The sequence below is a fragment of the Pseudomonas sp. DW-iso3 genome (assembly GCF_058725305.1).
The window spans coordinates 114721-128553 of record NZ_JBZXDZ010000005.1 but is presented as its reverse complement, the minus strand read 5'-3'; the positions used below and the strand labels follow the sequence as shown (position 1 = coordinate 128553).

General features: G+C 56.2%; 15 protein-coding genes and 1 pseudogene. 6 read left to right on the top strand and 10 right to left on the bottom strand.

The genetic code is table 11. The annotated features are described in order from the left end of the window. The 4 genes from AC4PS7_RS15680 to AC4PS7_RS15665 all read left to right on the top strand — a co-directional run bounded on the left by AC4PS7_RS15680 (nucleotide 1) and on the right by AC4PS7_RS15665 (nucleotide 2255). A complete protein-coding gene (locus AC4PS7_RS15680) occupies nucleotides 1-684 on the top strand; it encodes a response regulator (RefSeq protein ID WP_042571788.1) in 684 nt (227 codons plus the stop codon). A 72-nt stretch (nucleotides 685-756) separates the two neighbouring features. Next, complete coding sequence (locus AC4PS7_RS15675; protein WP_158497765.1) at nucleotides 757-912, top strand: hypothetical protein; 156 nt, start codon at nucleotides 757-759, stop codon at nucleotides 910-912. Between the two features lie 265 nt (nucleotides 913-1177). Beyond that, nucleotides 1178-1540, top strand: coding sequence for a hypothetical protein (locus AC4PS7_RS15670; protein WP_492179606.1), 363 nt, complete (start codon nucleotides 1178-1180; stop codon nucleotides 1538-1540). Nucleotides 1541-1568: 28 nt separating this feature from the next. Then, nucleotides 1569-2255: an SOS response-associated peptidase family protein gene (locus AC4PS7_RS15665; RefSeq protein WP_198729841.1), complete on the top strand. Its 687-nt coding sequence runs from the start codon at nucleotides 1569-1571 to the stop codon at nucleotides 2253-2255. On the opposite strand, the pseudogene AC4PS7_RS15660 reads toward AC4PS7_RS15665, so the two are convergent. After that, a pseudogene (locus AC4PS7_RS15660) lies at nucleotides 2242-2346 on the bottom strand (lysis protein); the annotation flags it as partial. The gene AC4PS7_RS15665 and the pseudogene AC4PS7_RS15660 sit on opposite strands and share 14 nt — an antisense overlap. 149 nt (nucleotides 2347-2495) lie before the next feature. Here AC4PS7_RS15660 and AC4PS7_RS15655 point away from each other — a divergent pair. Together AC4PS7_RS15655 and AC4PS7_RS15650 are read left to right on the top strand one after the other, a co-directional pair. Then, nucleotides 2496-2975: a DUF3617 domain-containing protein gene (locus tag AC4PS7_RS15655; RefSeq protein ID WP_156046222.1), complete on the top strand. Its 480-nt coding sequence runs from the start codon at nucleotides 2496-2498 to the stop codon at nucleotides 2973-2975. Nucleotides 2976-3319: 344 nt separating this feature from the next. Next, entirely contained in the window at nucleotides 3320-3802 is a 483-nt protein-coding gene (locus AC4PS7_RS15650; protein ID WP_492179605.1) for a hypothetical protein, read from the top strand. A 265-nt stretch (nucleotides 3803-4067) separates the two neighbouring features. Here the strand turns inward: AC4PS7_RS15650 and AC4PS7_RS15645 are convergent, their stop codons facing one another. The 9 genes from AC4PS7_RS15645 to AC4PS7_RS15605 all read right to left on the bottom strand — a co-directional run bounded on the left by AC4PS7_RS15645 (nucleotide 4068) and on the right by AC4PS7_RS15605 (nucleotide 13804). Continuing rightward, on the bottom strand, nucleotides 4068-4565 hold the full coding sequence (locus AC4PS7_RS15645; protein ID WP_198729838.1) for a DUF2514 family protein: 498 nt from the start codon (nucleotides 4563-4565) through the stop codon (nucleotides 4068-4070). Further along, nucleotides 4562-5095, bottom strand: coding sequence for a glycoside hydrolase family 19 protein (locus AC4PS7_RS15640; RefSeq protein ID WP_460128266.1), 534 nt, complete (start codon nucleotides 5093-5095; stop codon nucleotides 4562-4564). Before AC4PS7_RS15640 ends, AC4PS7_RS15645 begins: the two co-directional genes overlap by 4 nt. Nucleotides 5096-5151: 56 nt before the next feature. Beyond that, a complete protein-coding gene (locus AC4PS7_RS15635; protein WP_305375189.1) occupies nucleotides 5152-5529 on the bottom strand; it encodes a hypothetical protein in 378 nt (125 codons plus the stop codon). Then, a complete protein-coding gene (locus AC4PS7_RS15630; RefSeq protein WP_492179604.1) occupies nucleotides 5529-7022 on the bottom strand; it encodes a hypothetical protein in 1494 nt (497 codons plus the stop codon). The genes AC4PS7_RS15635 and AC4PS7_RS15630 overlap by 1 nt, the downstream gene beginning before the upstream one ends. Nucleotides 7023-7031: 9 nt before the next feature. Beyond that, entirely contained in the window at nucleotides 7032-7667 is a 636-nt protein-coding gene (locus AC4PS7_RS15625; protein WP_492179603.1) for a hypothetical protein, read from the bottom strand. A 328-nt stretch (nucleotides 7668-7995) separates the two neighbouring features. Further along, the gene (locus AC4PS7_RS15620; RefSeq protein ID WP_492179602.1) at nucleotides 7996-11559 is read right to left on the bottom strand and encodes a TipJ family phage tail tip protein; all 3564 of its coding nucleotides are present in this window, start codon (nucleotides 11557-11559) and stop codon (nucleotides 7996-7998) included. Nucleotides 11560-11617: 58 nt separating this feature from the next. Beyond that, the gene (locus AC4PS7_RS15615; RefSeq protein WP_492179601.1) at nucleotides 11618-12229 is read right to left on the bottom strand and encodes a tail assembly protein; all 612 of its coding nucleotides are present in this window, start codon (nucleotides 12227-12229) and stop codon (nucleotides 11618-11620) included. Nucleotides 12230-12636: 407 nt separating this feature from the next. Further along, nucleotides 12637-13017, bottom strand: coding sequence for a hypothetical protein (locus AC4PS7_RS15610; RefSeq protein WP_492179600.1), 381 nt, complete (start codon nucleotides 13015-13017; stop codon nucleotides 12637-12639). After that, complete coding sequence (locus tag AC4PS7_RS15605; protein ID WP_492179599.1) at nucleotides 13004-13804, bottom strand: hypothetical protein; 801 nt, start codon at nucleotides 13802-13804, stop codon at nucleotides 13004-13006. The genes AC4PS7_RS15610 and AC4PS7_RS15605 overlap by 14 nt, the downstream gene beginning before the upstream one ends. Between the last annotated feature and the right edge of the window lie 29 nt (nucleotides 13805-13833).

The following is a 13833-nucleotide window of genomic DNA, read 5'->3' as shown; positions in this document are numbered from 1 at the left end:
ATGAGCGAAGAACGCCCGATCCTGATCGTTGAAGACGAACCGAAACTGGCCGCATTGCTGCAGGATTACTTGGCCGCAGCGGGCTACCCGACCCTTTGCCTGGACAATGGCCTTCAGGTGGTACCGACCGTGCGCGCCCGCCCCCCTCGCCTGATTTTGCTCGACCTGATGCTGCCAGGGCGCGACGGCATGCAAGTGTGCCAGGACCTGCGCGGTTTCAGTGCCGTGCCGATCATCATGATCACCGCCCGCGTCGAAGAAGTGGACCGCCTGCTGGGCCTGGACCTGGGCGCCGACGACTACATCTGCAAGCCCTTCAGCCCCCGCGAGGTGGTTGCCAGGGTCAAGGCCATCCTGCGCCGTGGCCCCCAATTGCTGAGCAGCACCCCACCGCGACTGCTGATCGACGAAGCCCAGTACCGCGCATCACTCGACGGCGTCGCTTTGGACCTCACGCCTCTGGAGTTACGCCTGCTGAGCACTTTTGCACGCTCCGCCGGCCGGGTATTTTCCCGCGACCAACTGCTCGACAAGCTCTACTCCGACCACCGCGTGGTCACCGACCGTACAGTGGACAGTCATATCCGCAACCTACGGCGCAAGCTGGAGCAGGCGTGCCCAGGGGAAACACCCATCGAGTCATTGTACGGCGTGGGCTATCGGTTTCAGTTGTCCAACGCCTGAGGGCTTGAAGGGCCAAGGCTGATTCGAAGAGAAAGCCCAACCGACTGCCCCGCTGGCCGACGACAAAAAGACATGAATCGGTTGGAAATTTTCAGAGCAATTGCCAGAGCTGAAGGTGGCAACTCGACTGAGCAGAACACAGCCCTTGAGCCGAATACCAGCGACATCACCAGGCAGTTTCGCGCGGGCACAAAAAAGCCGATCTATCTGATCGGCTTAAGTGTCTGATTTTACTCAGGAATAATGGTCGGGACGGAGTGATTCGAACACTCGACCCCTAGCACCCCATGCACGCAGTACCTCTGTAAGACCTTGTTAAGTAGCTGTTTTTATTGGCGCTCGCTGCAACCGACTGCCCACAAGAGCTTACAAGTGCGTGAGAGTGTCACGCAAAAGTCACGCCCCCTCTCCGGCGTCCTGCCGACGAACACCACTCCCAAATCTGTAGAGTCTCGATTACTGTATACATATACAGCATTTGAGTTTACCCATCATGAACATCGACGAAGACACCTCTGAGTGGCTTGGCTGCCCTACGCCTCTGGAAATGTACCAACATCAATGCGCCCTGCTCGAGGATGAGCTCATCCAAACCCAAGCTTTACTGAGAAAGGCCCGGGCGAATATCGCAGGACTGGTCCAGATGAATGATCTGCTGGTCACCGGCAAGGCCGTGGCGGAGGCTGCGATCAAAAAAGCTCTCGAAAATATCGCACGGAACAACTTCGAGAACTCAGAGCTTTCCGGAAAAGTTCGAAGCCTGGAATTGGTTGCTCACCAACGCGACCAGCTGTTCAGGGAGAATCAGCGGCTTCTAGGCGAGATTCGTCAAACCCAGTCCCACAGTACCAGCTAGGCTTAGTTGACGCTTGGAGAGAAGGATCATGTGCGGACGACTGACGCAATACCGAGGGATCCATGACTTTGTTGCAGCTTTGAGCATGCCCAATGCCTTGGCGAACTCCGTGGGAGATCAACCAATTGAGCGCTACAACGTCGCACCGACTTCCGCAGTTGCGCTGTTGCACATGCAGGGCGACATGCTCCATGCGGATCCCGTTCGCTGGGGTTGGCGACCGCACTGGGCGAAAGATCGTGCGGCACCAATCAATGCACGCGTGGAGAAAGTCGCCCACGGCCCGTTCTTTCGGGCTATCTGGCCGCACCGGGCGATCACGCCAATCGATAACTGGTTTGAATGGGTGGATGAAGGCGGGGCAAAGAAGCAGCCCTACCTGATCCGCCGGCGGGATGGTGAACCTATATTCTGTGCCGCAATCGGTCAGCTACCGGATGCTGATGAAGGCCCAGGTGAGCATGACGGCTTCGTCATCATTACCGCCGACAGCGCTGGCGGCATGGTGGACATCCACGACCGGCGGCCCGTGGTGCTGACACCGGATCTTGCCCGGGAATGGTTGGACCCGGCCACGCCCAAGGAACGCGCCGAGCAGATGGTGCTGCACCAGGGCGAACCGGCCGAAGTTTTCGAATGGTTCAAGGTCGACACGGCCGTGGGCAATGTGCGTAACAAAGGCTCCGAACTAATCCGGCCCGTCAGCGCGCAATAGCCCTGACATACGCCTTGCATGCCCGCAGCGCAATCATGGCGTTATCCCCGTCGTTGGTGATGGCGATAATTCGTTGAGCATGTGCTGGAGCACATTGGCTATTGCGGGCTACGCGAGTAACGCTGACCATGCCGTGGGCAGTTTAGGCGCGCAGCTGTGAATCAATGACTCTTTCGAAGCGAGGAGCACTTGTTTTCGAAGTATCCTGCTCAACGTGATCATCTACAAATAGGATGCATGATGAAGTTCTTCGCCATATTGTTTTCGACTGCAATTGCTTTTTCAGTAACATTGTTGGCGTCAGCCGCTGAACCATCGCTGCGTCTGCAACGCGCTTCAGGTTTGTGGAAGGTTACGCCGTCCACCTCGCCATTTTCTTGGGAAATATGCGTCGACCATGAGAAAGACAGGCTTATAGATGACGACCTCTGGAGTGACTTCGAACAGGAGTGCAAAATCGAATCTAAAAGCGGTAACGTCGATAGCTACAGTTTCAAATCACGTTGCCCTGAGGCGATTATGGCCGGATCTTTCAAAGGTGACCTTGCGAAATCCTATGTACTGACGGCCGATACGTCGTTCGAGCTAAATGGAAAAATTGAAAGGCAACACACAGTGATCAATGGCAGCTTTCAGGGCGAGTGCCCGGCGGATATGGAGCCGGGCGTGAAAAAAATGCGCGGAGGAATGAAGATCAATTCTCCATACTCCAATAGATGAAAGGTTCGAAGCGTCATCGCTGACGGACATCGAATGCAACTGCCTCGATTGCCACGTATAACGCTCAATGGTGGCTGAGGTCAGTGCCCTCGCAGCTTCTAGGCGTTCGATATATCCTTCGGGATGATCTTGGGCTCGCTTTTGTGAGCGCTGGTCTGTTGGGGTGACTCCATCGTAAGCGAGTCTTCAGTCTTGGATTTTGGCGCTCTGTGTTTTCGTGGCAGTGCTTGAGTTAAGAGTACTGAACAAACTTTACGGATCGGCAAGGCAAAAGTAGTTAAAAATTTTTAGAGCCAGCCGGCGCGCGGCGCTTCGAGCTGGATAGTTAACTCAAGGAAGGAAATATGAATCGCTTATTGATCGCTACATTTTGCCTATTGCTCCTCTCTAGTTGCACAACAAGCGTCAGTTCTGGCGTGCGCGAGAAAGTGTGGTATTCCGAAGGAGAGAGACCAGCCACCGCCCCTTGGCACGTCTATTTGGTATTTACTGACGACGGTCATTTCATATATTGGCGCACTGTAGAAAAACCCGATGATGTACTCAAAAAAATTGACTCCTATATCAAAGGCACCGGTCTCGATATTGGTAGCCCGGTGCCATACACACGAACTGGAAATGACTTAAACGCGGTTTCGCGAACCCCGTTCCTAAGTAGAACGGGTGAGACGGTCTACACTGATGTCCGCACCTTTAAAGGGCGCTTTGTCGGCGACGCTTTAGAAATAGATTTCGAAAGAATCACTGTCTGGCCTCCTCGTCCTACATTTTCTGAAGGCGTCAGACGATGGTCGTTGAAAAGACTTAGCTCCTTTCAAAATAAGTGAAAAGCCGAGTGTGATGGCTTTTCTTGTCAATATTAGGACTACCAGAGAGGCATCAACGACATCCACTACTTCTATGGAATGAGTCCCACAGCGGAAGTCGTTCAAGATTATGGAAGCACTCTGGCAAAAAAGTGTAGTCCGCCCAGCCTCAGAGCTAATTGACAAGCTCTGGAGGCTGCGGACAGATGCCGCTCATAGCCCATGTGCTGCCGCCACTCAGTCGACGGAGTCCTATTCTGCTTTTCCTAAATGAACTGAGATCATGCTAATTTTCTCGACCACGAATGTAGGTCATCGATTGATAGCTCCGCTCACAGGCCAGCCCAGCTATTCGGGCTCGGTCATACGCAGCAGCCAATTCTCCCGCTCTTTTGTCAGCCCGCTGGAGCAGGTCGGAGAGCACCATTGCGGCGCGGGTGGCTGACGCGCCTCGCTGGGCAACTCCGGAATCGCCGGGGCAGGCACTGGCGGCAAGCTTGCCTGCGTCGACGTGCAACCGGTCACCAGCAGCATCAGCGGCACCAGCATCAACATCTGCAGCTTTGTTCTGTTCTCGCGCATTGCTTGCCTCCTTGTTCACGGACGCCTGGCGGCGCTGTTCTTCGGCGCGGGCATCGTTGCCCGCTTTGGTGACGGCGATAGCCTGGGCCTTGCCGATGTCTGCCAGCCTTGTGCCATAGCGCCAGTCCTGCACCTGCCAGGCAGCGCCGAAACCGATGGCCACCGCCACCAGCAGCGCGAGCAGCTTCTGCACCGGCGTCATGCCAGCACCTTTTTCGCCCGCTCCCACAACTGCAAGCGATCTTCCAGGCCGTTGAGACCACCATTAATGCGGCGGGTGATCTTCGTGAAGTCACCCTGATCCGCCAGCGTGTTCAGCCCTTTGGTGGACCAGAACCAGGCCGCAGACATCGCCGCGTGCCGGGGCAGCTCGAGCAGTTCCGGGTTGCTGATGAGGTCCAGGCCCAGCGCCTCGCCGCAGGCAGCGTAATTCGCCCGCCCGGTGATCTGGATCAGTCCGCGCCCTCGGTATTTCGAGCCGTCACCCTTGACGGTATTTCCCAGATCGGCACGGCCTTCGTACGTGAGCTGCTGCGCAGTGGGCCCCCAAATCTCGCGCACGTAGCGCAGTTGGCCGGATTCGTGCCCAACCTGGGCGATGAATGCAGCTGCGCGCGCGGTGCCCACGATGCCATAGCGGTTCATAGCCGTGTTCAGGGCAGGAACAAAAACGCCGGCTTGGTGGCCGGCGTTAGGGAGGATCTGCAGCAACTGCTGCTCAGTGATCGGCATGCTTTTCTCCAGGCACAAAAAAACCGCTCAAGGCGGCTGGTGTGTTCTTTACCGGCTCAGGCTGGCTGAACTGGTCGCTTGCTCATGTCGGGGAAGTCAGGGTTGTCCGCTGTCCACTTGCGCAGGGCGCGCCAGTACAGCTTCCAGTCTTCTATGGAGCCAACGATGTCTTCCTCGCCAAAGTCGATTGCTGTAACCGTCTGCTGGGCGATCGGCATTTGCTCTTCACGCCAAGCGTTTTCCACCACCCTCAACCTTGCGATCAGCGTCTCCTGGGTAATTGCCCATGTGCCATCGGCCTGAGCCGTGTAGTCCATGCTGTTATCGCCTTGGGGTCTCTCCCCTTCCATTTCGATCCAGCCTTCATCAGGGCCTTTGTCCGTCTCGTCGCCCTCGAAGAAGTTCGAGCCTACCCTTGCGTAAAATCGAATCATTAGATCGCCCCCTTAAGTTTCCAGACCTTTACGCGCACTGGTGCGGTGGTCAGAACTGCACCTGTATAGCCATGCCCACCTCCGGTAGAAGCGCTGGGCAATGCAACGCCACTCGCACCAGCCTGGCAGATGATCTTGTCCGCCGGCAGGATCTGCTGTGCATATGCGCCATAGGATGCGCCCCCGCTACCCGCATTACCGTCAAGCCTGGGTTCTGACCAGATGCCCCCAATTAGGACCTCCAAAATGGTCATCACATGAAACCCAGGAAATGGGTTGTCTGAGGTAAATCTAGATGCCGAAACAATGTTTCCTGGAGCAGATGCAGTGCCACCATTGGGATAGATAATTGCAAAATCGGCGGCCGCCGAGTCAAGCTTGAGATCAACCTTCCTATCAATAAACGCAACAAATCCAGAGAGGTTTCCGCCAGCCCAAATACTGGAAATAATATCCCCGGAAGTTGTTATAGAAACGCCAGCACTTAGAGTCACACCCGCACCAGTGACCAGCACGCCAGCCTTAGTGATGGTTACAGCCGGACCTGCGCCAGACTGTCCATACCCTGGGGAAAGTTTCAGAGCGCCTGACGGCTCACAATAAACCGCACCTCGATTTCCGCCCGCTTTATCACTGAACCAGAGAAACGCATTCTCTGTGTCCGCAGTAGCCCTGATATTCACTCCGCCGCCATTGGTAGTAAGAACACCACCAAAAAGAGTTCCACCAAGCGCGCCTATCTGAATTCGGGTCAAACCTTGAGCATCATCAATCAGCCGCACACTGTTATCAGCTGAGTAAACAAACCTTACATTCGCCGTAGAGTTTGGATCTGTGACATCTTCTCGGCGAAGAGTTAGGCCACCAGAAGATCCAACCTGAACAGCGCCCTTAAAGCGAGGCACCACTCCGGAAACCGAGTCAACCGCGGCGAGGAAGGCATTGGCGTTGCCAAGCTTATCGGCCTCGGTCTTCGCCCGGTCGGCTTGTGTCAGCGCATTGGCCGCAGAGGTAGCGGCATTGGTCGCAGAGGTGGCCGCTGCGTTCTTGGATACCGTTGCAGATGTCGCGGCGCCGGTGGCGGTGGTGGAAGACGTAGAGGCACTGGTTTCGGATGCTTTGGAATTGGTCTCAGATGTCTTGGCGTTGGTCTCTGAAAACTTTGCCGCAGCGGCCGAGGCCTGCGCATTGGCCACCTCCTGATCCAGGTCTTTAAACTGGTCGGTGATGGCGCGCAGCCGATCAGCTGACTCTTTGACGTAGCCCTGCATCGGGGCAATGGTGTACACCCCTGCAGCGACTGTCGCCCCTTGGTAATTCGGGGCTATGGAAATCGCCGTATTGCTCGCGATGTTGGTGATCTCGTACCACCGGCCGTCCGGCCCACGGAAAGCATCACCCACTCGCGCGTTTGCTATAAATGCCGTGCCGGTGCCAATTACCGCGTTACTGTCGGCCGCAACGGCAACAGTTCCTGTTTTATACCAGGCCATTTAAGCCTCCTAAGAAATTGGCTTTGCAAACATTAACGGCAGGAAGAAACTTGAACCGTTAAAATCCCCAATGTTTTGCAGCTGAGCAACGACACGATTGTTTGCGTAATCCCAGAAACAAGAAAGAAGCGAGAAGGTGCTTCCGCCCGGTATATTCATCGCAATATTATTGATCAGCATGTAGTTTCCGGTATTCAAAGGAACAGCGGCATAGAACGTGGAAATCCATCGCCCTACAGAAGGATTCGATGCGCCCCCATAAGCCCAGCCAGCAACTACATCCGTAAACTGTGCACAAGGCGTTCCATTGTCGAATAGTTGTTTTGCGTCTCCGCCCCACAACCTGAGACCATATTTGGCAGTTGGTGCGGACTCATAGGCCGCAACAAAAAACGACCCAGACCCTCCGCTTGCCCCGTTGATGAACCCCGTCCAGTTTCCGGGAGAGCCCTTAAGGCTCACCCATTGGAAGCCCCCGGTTGAAGGTCTGACAAAAATTAACGGTGGTTCTTGCGACGTGATCACCGATGGAAAATCACCGCCAGCCGGCCCATAGATCCCTTTGTGTATAACAACCAGCCGTGCAAACTCAGAGTCAAGCGTTACAACATCTGAGTTATTATTAAATGTTAGTCCATGTGACATTATCTATACCTGAATACTAGAAGTCGCTGAACTGATATCCCAACTCTGCCGGTTGGCATATTTCTATTTCTAAACCAAACCTGAACTCCGTCCGTAAGCATCTGTACATCGAACTGAGACAAACTTGCGTCTTGGCCGGATGGGTCCCCTGAGTACTGCCCATTAGGCAAACATATCCCGATATGAGTAGAGGGTTTCACTCCGGGGATGGATACAAAAGTACTACTGCCCACCGTGCCGATAAGGGCTGAATAAACAACCCTCACGGTGAATGAGTTCTCATCCAATTCAAGGAGGCCAGTAGGCCCCCATATCCTGATTCCTCCGATCATGCTGTCAGATCCCCCAACTGCACCCGCTTGACGTTGTTTTCGTCGTACACCTTGATTGCACGATTGGTCATCGTCAGGCGACCACCACCAGGTGCCGGGCCGTTAAACTCCAAGTTTCCGGCTTTATCGAGGCGCCACCCTTGAACACCAGCGACATAGTTGTCGGACTGCAGCGCCTCTCCGATCTTCAGCATGGTGATGCTGCCGTCCTGGATGAAGGCTGAGCGCATGAAAACCTGACCGTTCACCACCGCGAATGGCGAAGAAAGAATCCCGTTGATGTTGTTCACCACAGCGAACCTGTCAGCGCTCACCAAGAACTGGCTCTGCAACTGACCATCCACGTTCTCGATGCCAAGCCCAATCCCCGCCGCGACGTACTGCCCGTTTTGGTTGAGCTGCATCTTCACCGACCACATGGTGGAGAGCTTGCCATCGGTGCTGGCCTGGGCCTGGCTTACCGTCTGGATATCAGCTGAGTTATCCCCGATCTGCACCCCAATCTGTTGGATGGCCTGGGCCGTGGCCTGGCGATCGTTGACCACAACGCTTTCCAAGTCGGTCACAGATCCGCTGACATCGCCCACCTCGGCGGCCAACTCAGTCGTACGCTGAACCATGGCCGCGTTCTTCGTGGCCTGGGTCTTCACCTCCTGCGCAAAGCTCGCCTTGGCGTTAAACCCCTGTAGCGCATCCGCGAGTTCGCCTTCGCCGGTGTCATCCCTGTACGCCGCCTGCAGCACCTGAAGACTTGATGCCTGGGCGGTGACCACGCCGTCCAACTCGGTGATATCGGCGGTGTTGGTGGATACCTGCTGTGCCAGTCCATTCGCAGTCTCTACCGACTGGCCAACATCAAGCCAGTAGGTAGCGTTGGGCGGCGGAGTATTGATGGGAACGCTCTTGACGGCCTGATAGATCCTCCCGCCCTCCACGACCATCTGACCTTTCAGGTAGGTGGCATCCTTGTCGTAACCCTTCAGACCGTCCAAGGCGTTGATCTGATCTTGCAGGCCTGGGATCTTGTCGATCGCGTCCAGGATGTCCGGACCAAGCTGAGTGCGCCCAACCTGGCCGGCGATCAAGTCCAGCACAGGATCGGCGTCTGCGCTCGCCATCCCCATTACACCGTTGCCAACCGGATAGAACGGCCCAACGTTGCCGGTCCGGTCCACCAGGCGCGCCCAGAAGAACAAGGTTGCGCCCGCCAGAAGCGACTGCATCCGGTAATCGGCCTGCGGGTAAGCCAGGTCGGCCAGCTTGGTTGCCGCCGCCAGGTCATTGGCCGGGCCATACCACAGCTCCGTGCGCTGGGTATCCTCGGCGCCAGCGGGGAAGCCCCACTTGATGCCGATGCCGAACAGTTCGCTGGTGGTGGTCAGGAACGAAACCGCCGGCGGCAAGCCTACCTTCCCTTCCAGGTTGGTCAGGTCGGAGTTCTTCCAGATCGACGAGATTTCGAAGGCGCTCACCGAACGCACGCGGGCCAGGTAGGCGCCCGAGTAAATGCCGGTGACATCCACGCTTGTAGTGCCCGTGCGCTGCAGTTTGATCCAGTTGCCACTGTCCTTGCGCCACTCCACGTCATAGGCGACCGCTCCGGTCACGGCGGGCCAGGATATGTTCATGGTGCTGATAGCGATGCCCTGGTTCACCGCGTAGCTCGACGTCAGCGTGACGCTCGCCGGCGCCGGAACGACGGTGATCGGCACAACGCTGATTGGGCGCTCTTCCAGGCGCGCGCCGGTGTCGATGTGCGCGAATTTGCTCGGGTCATACTGCACGGCCGAGATCTCGAACACGCCAGGCTCCGGCCGCGCCACGCTGACCACGCGATAAAGCGGGATAGCCAGGTCGTCAGCATCCAGCGCCCACACCAACTCGCGCTCAGGCGCAACCGAATAGGCCACGGTCACGGTGACCTGCCGGCCACTGACCAGTTGCACGGTGCGGCCCTCGCACTTACCGTCGGGCAGGTTGAGGATAAGCCGGTCGCCGGGCTTGGCCTGGGTGTCGCGGTCCAGTGTTATGACCTTGCCGCTCACCGCCGAGATTCGCCCGCCAACCGGCCGACCGGCCAGCAGTTCGTCGGCGATCGGGATCACGTACCCTGGAAGCGGGATGCGCCCGTCGAGGCCGACCTTGAAGTTGACGGCGCGGTCCTTCGAGTTCGTGAGCAGCGCCCACTTACCGCGGCGCTGGCCCTCCGACTCGCGGGTGCAGGCGATTGCGCTTATCTCGAGCGGGTTATCGCCGTAGCGCCGCTGCAACTTGGCATCGGTCACAGCGGTGACATCGGTGTCGTAGTTGTTCAGAGGGTTGTCGTAGCTGACCAGCGCGCGGCTGTAACGGGTGCGCTCCGATGCGCTGGAATAAGTGAACTTGCCATCGATGACGTTCGCACGGGTGTAGGCGAAGTCGAAGTCGGTGGCGCGCGGCATGTCCGACAGCGTGAATACTTGGCCCTGGGCCCAGTAGGTCATGCCGCGGTAAATCGCCGAGATATCGCGCAGTAGCGACCAGGCGTCAGCCTTGCTCTGCAGGTTCAAGTTACAGAGGAAGCGCGGTTCCATACCGCCCTTACCGTCCGGCACCGGCTGGTCGCAATACTGCGAGATGCGGTACAGCTCCCACTTGTCCACCATCCACGGCTTGATGCGACGGCCCAGGCCGAAACGGTCGTTCGTAGTGATGCCGTAAGTGTGCCAAACAGGATTGTCGGTCCAGGCCTCTTTGAATGTTCCGTCCCAGACGCCCGTATAGGTGCGCGACCTGGTGTCGTAGTTGCTCGGCACCTGCCATTTCCGACCATCGCATTCGATCGTCACCGCCGGGATGCTGCGGAACTGCTCAGCAGAAAACTCGATGTAAAGCAGCGCGGTGTTCGTGTATCGAATCTTCGCGTCGATCACCTCAGTGAATCCGGCAATCTGCATGGTGTCGGAAATTTTGTTGTTGTTCTGGTTGGCCGTCAGTCGAGTGATGCGCAGCAGCCACCCGGTTGTCGCGCGCGGCAAATTGATGCGGCGGGTCCGCTCGTACAGGCTGGTGGTCTTGCCAGACACGGCCTCGTTCAAAACCTCCTGATACGTGCCCCCGTCCGTTGCCAGCTCGACCTTGTACCCGATCGTGTAACCGTTGATGTTGCCGCCGGAGTCGACCGATTGGAGCGCAGGCCAAGCAAAGCGCACACGGACAGCCGAGAGCTGAATATTGGTGATCGCTCGAACCCACGGCGTGCCGCTGCGCAACTCGGTGCTGATGGTTGTTTCGTTCTCGACCGATGGGATGCCCTGGATGTAGGACTGGTCCACAGCCCCGCTGCGCCACTCCCACTTCACGTTTGGGAAGTTCATATTCCCCTGCGGGTCTTGCAGCGGCGTGTTGTCGAGAAAGATGTCCTTGGCGGTCGGAGCGCCTTCAAACTCGCCCTCACCTACCGCAATAAGCATTTTCGCAATGGCGACGGAACGCAGGCTGTCTGGTGCCTCGGTTGGAGTTTTAGGCTTCTCGGAACCGCCCTTGGCGCCATAAACATCGATCTTGCGTGCTGCGCCCATGCTTTTCTCCAGGCATAAAAAAACCGCCTCTTGGGCGGCTTCAATTTTCGAGTGTTGGCTACATCTGGTCTTCGGCGTAAATAGCGGCACTGATGATCGCTCCACCCCAGCGCCGGCGGCCGGCACACAGCGACACAGGATTGCCGGAGGCCGTTGTGTTCTTGGCGCTACCGAAGGCGTAGCCGGGCGTATTTTCTGGCGCTGCACTGGTCTTCAGGCCGCTCGCCTGGGGGCTGAGCATCTGGATTACGCCGCCGGCGACCATCCCAATACCGCCAGCGATCAAGGCGGCACCTATAGGAGAGGCAAGACCAAATGACATCCCGCTAACAATAACCCCGGCGACAATCATGACTGCTCCAACTATTGTCTGGAGCAGGCCGGCGCGCTTGCTGCCGGTAATCACTGGAGCGATACGGATATCGCCCGAACCGCCATAACCTAACTCTTTCTCTTCAAGGTTTTTGCTTCCTCGAAATACTGCGAACTCGATACCTCTCGATTTCGCATTGGAGATAAACCGCTCAAAGCCTGGGATCTGCACGCAAAGCGCCTTGATAGCCTCAGCAGGAGTTCGTACGGAAAGTCGAAACGAGCGTCCGAACCGGCGAAGCTGCCCGTACAGCAAAATCGTAGTCATTGGTTGATATTCGATAGCGAGTGCGGCCATTACTTTTCTCCAGATGTAAAAAAACCACCCGTAGGTGGCTATTTTTGTACGGGGGTCTGCTTAAATGCAGGCTCTGGCGGAATCCTTCCATCCGCTTGTACCGACCCAATCCATAGGGAGGAATACCTTGACTAGGGAGCCGCCGCGCGATTGATCAACGACTGCAAGCGCAACCACCCCAGAAAAAGCTGTCGATGCGGAAATCTTGTACCCAGTCTCCGTTTCAATAGAGCTCGTTGACGGATTGAACTCCTGCCATTTTGGTCCAAGGCACCGAGCATACTGCTGTGGCGTCTTCTGCGACTGCGCAGAAAATGACGGCGCCCCCTGCTGCATCCCGGATGTCGAGCACCCTGCCAGCGCAATCAAGGCCAGCGCCCCTATGAAGAATTTCATATCGTTCCCTTCTATCCAGAAATCAGGCTCATCATTTCCAAGCTTTTAACAAGCTTGCTACAAGACATGACGTGGAGCTTGGCTTCTTCTCGCGAGAATCCTTTCGAAAGTTTGTAATCCGCAGTCACTCGAACCATTTTCTGCTTCTGTAACAAGCGTGAAATATTGAATTCTCCCGAGTACATGCCCTTGTACCTATCAATTATTTTTTCGTGACAGCCCTTTTTACTTGCGTTTGGCTGAGGACAGCGCAATTTATCGGCAAGATCAAAAGCCTGATGATACGCAGCGTAATAGCTGCGGCTTGCGGCAGCCCTTAGTCCGGCCTCTTCGTCGCTCGTCGCTAAGAGATGCTCGGAATAACTCAGCAACTCAAGATTAGATAACGACACGATAGGCTCCGTACTCGATATGCTCATCGCCCCTTGAGAACGGCTTGACTCCTATCGATAAAATATCATCAACGGGCCCATTAAACTTTTTCGCGACCTCGCTGGTAATTTCCCAGTCTAAATTGAGTAGGTCATCCATCGGCGCATCGACAATGAAACGAAAGAGAATGCCCTCACCAGGCATTGCAAACAGGTCATATGCAATGAGCCGGTGCTTAGCGAATGCACAAACGATGTCAGCTGCAAAACTCAATCGCTGAGTCACCTCGATTTCATCGACATTTGCCTCTTTGAGGATCTCACTCGCTTCATTTGACTGGAATTCCGGATTGCTGAATCCGATGGGCATCTTTGACGCTACTTCGTACATGCCCACCTCTTCACACAATCCATAAAGAGCGCCCTGCGAAGAAGCGGGGGCGCCCTCATAATCAATTTTTTCCAGTTCTGATCTGGCGTCTATGAAGCGGCCAAACATGATCAAGATGTGGGCCCTTGATACGGCAACCACTAAGTCATCGAGTCCGCATTGATGCGCTCTACCCAAAAACCCTAAGGCAGATGTTAGTCGCCCCCTGAGCCCCTCAACGTAGGCTAGCTCATGGAGGACTGCACCTCGCTCATGCTGAGCTATCGATCCCTTGGAGGACTCGGCCTGAAGATCCTTAGCGAGTCGGCGCGCTTCAACCTCGTCCAAAAGAAATGAATTGTGGAAGCTGGCTTCCAAATCTCTGCGCCGTCGAAACAGGTGGTTCAACAACGACTCGGCTTGCGGCTGCGGGCTCATCCATTCCCCCCCCTAGGTTAAGCTGCAAC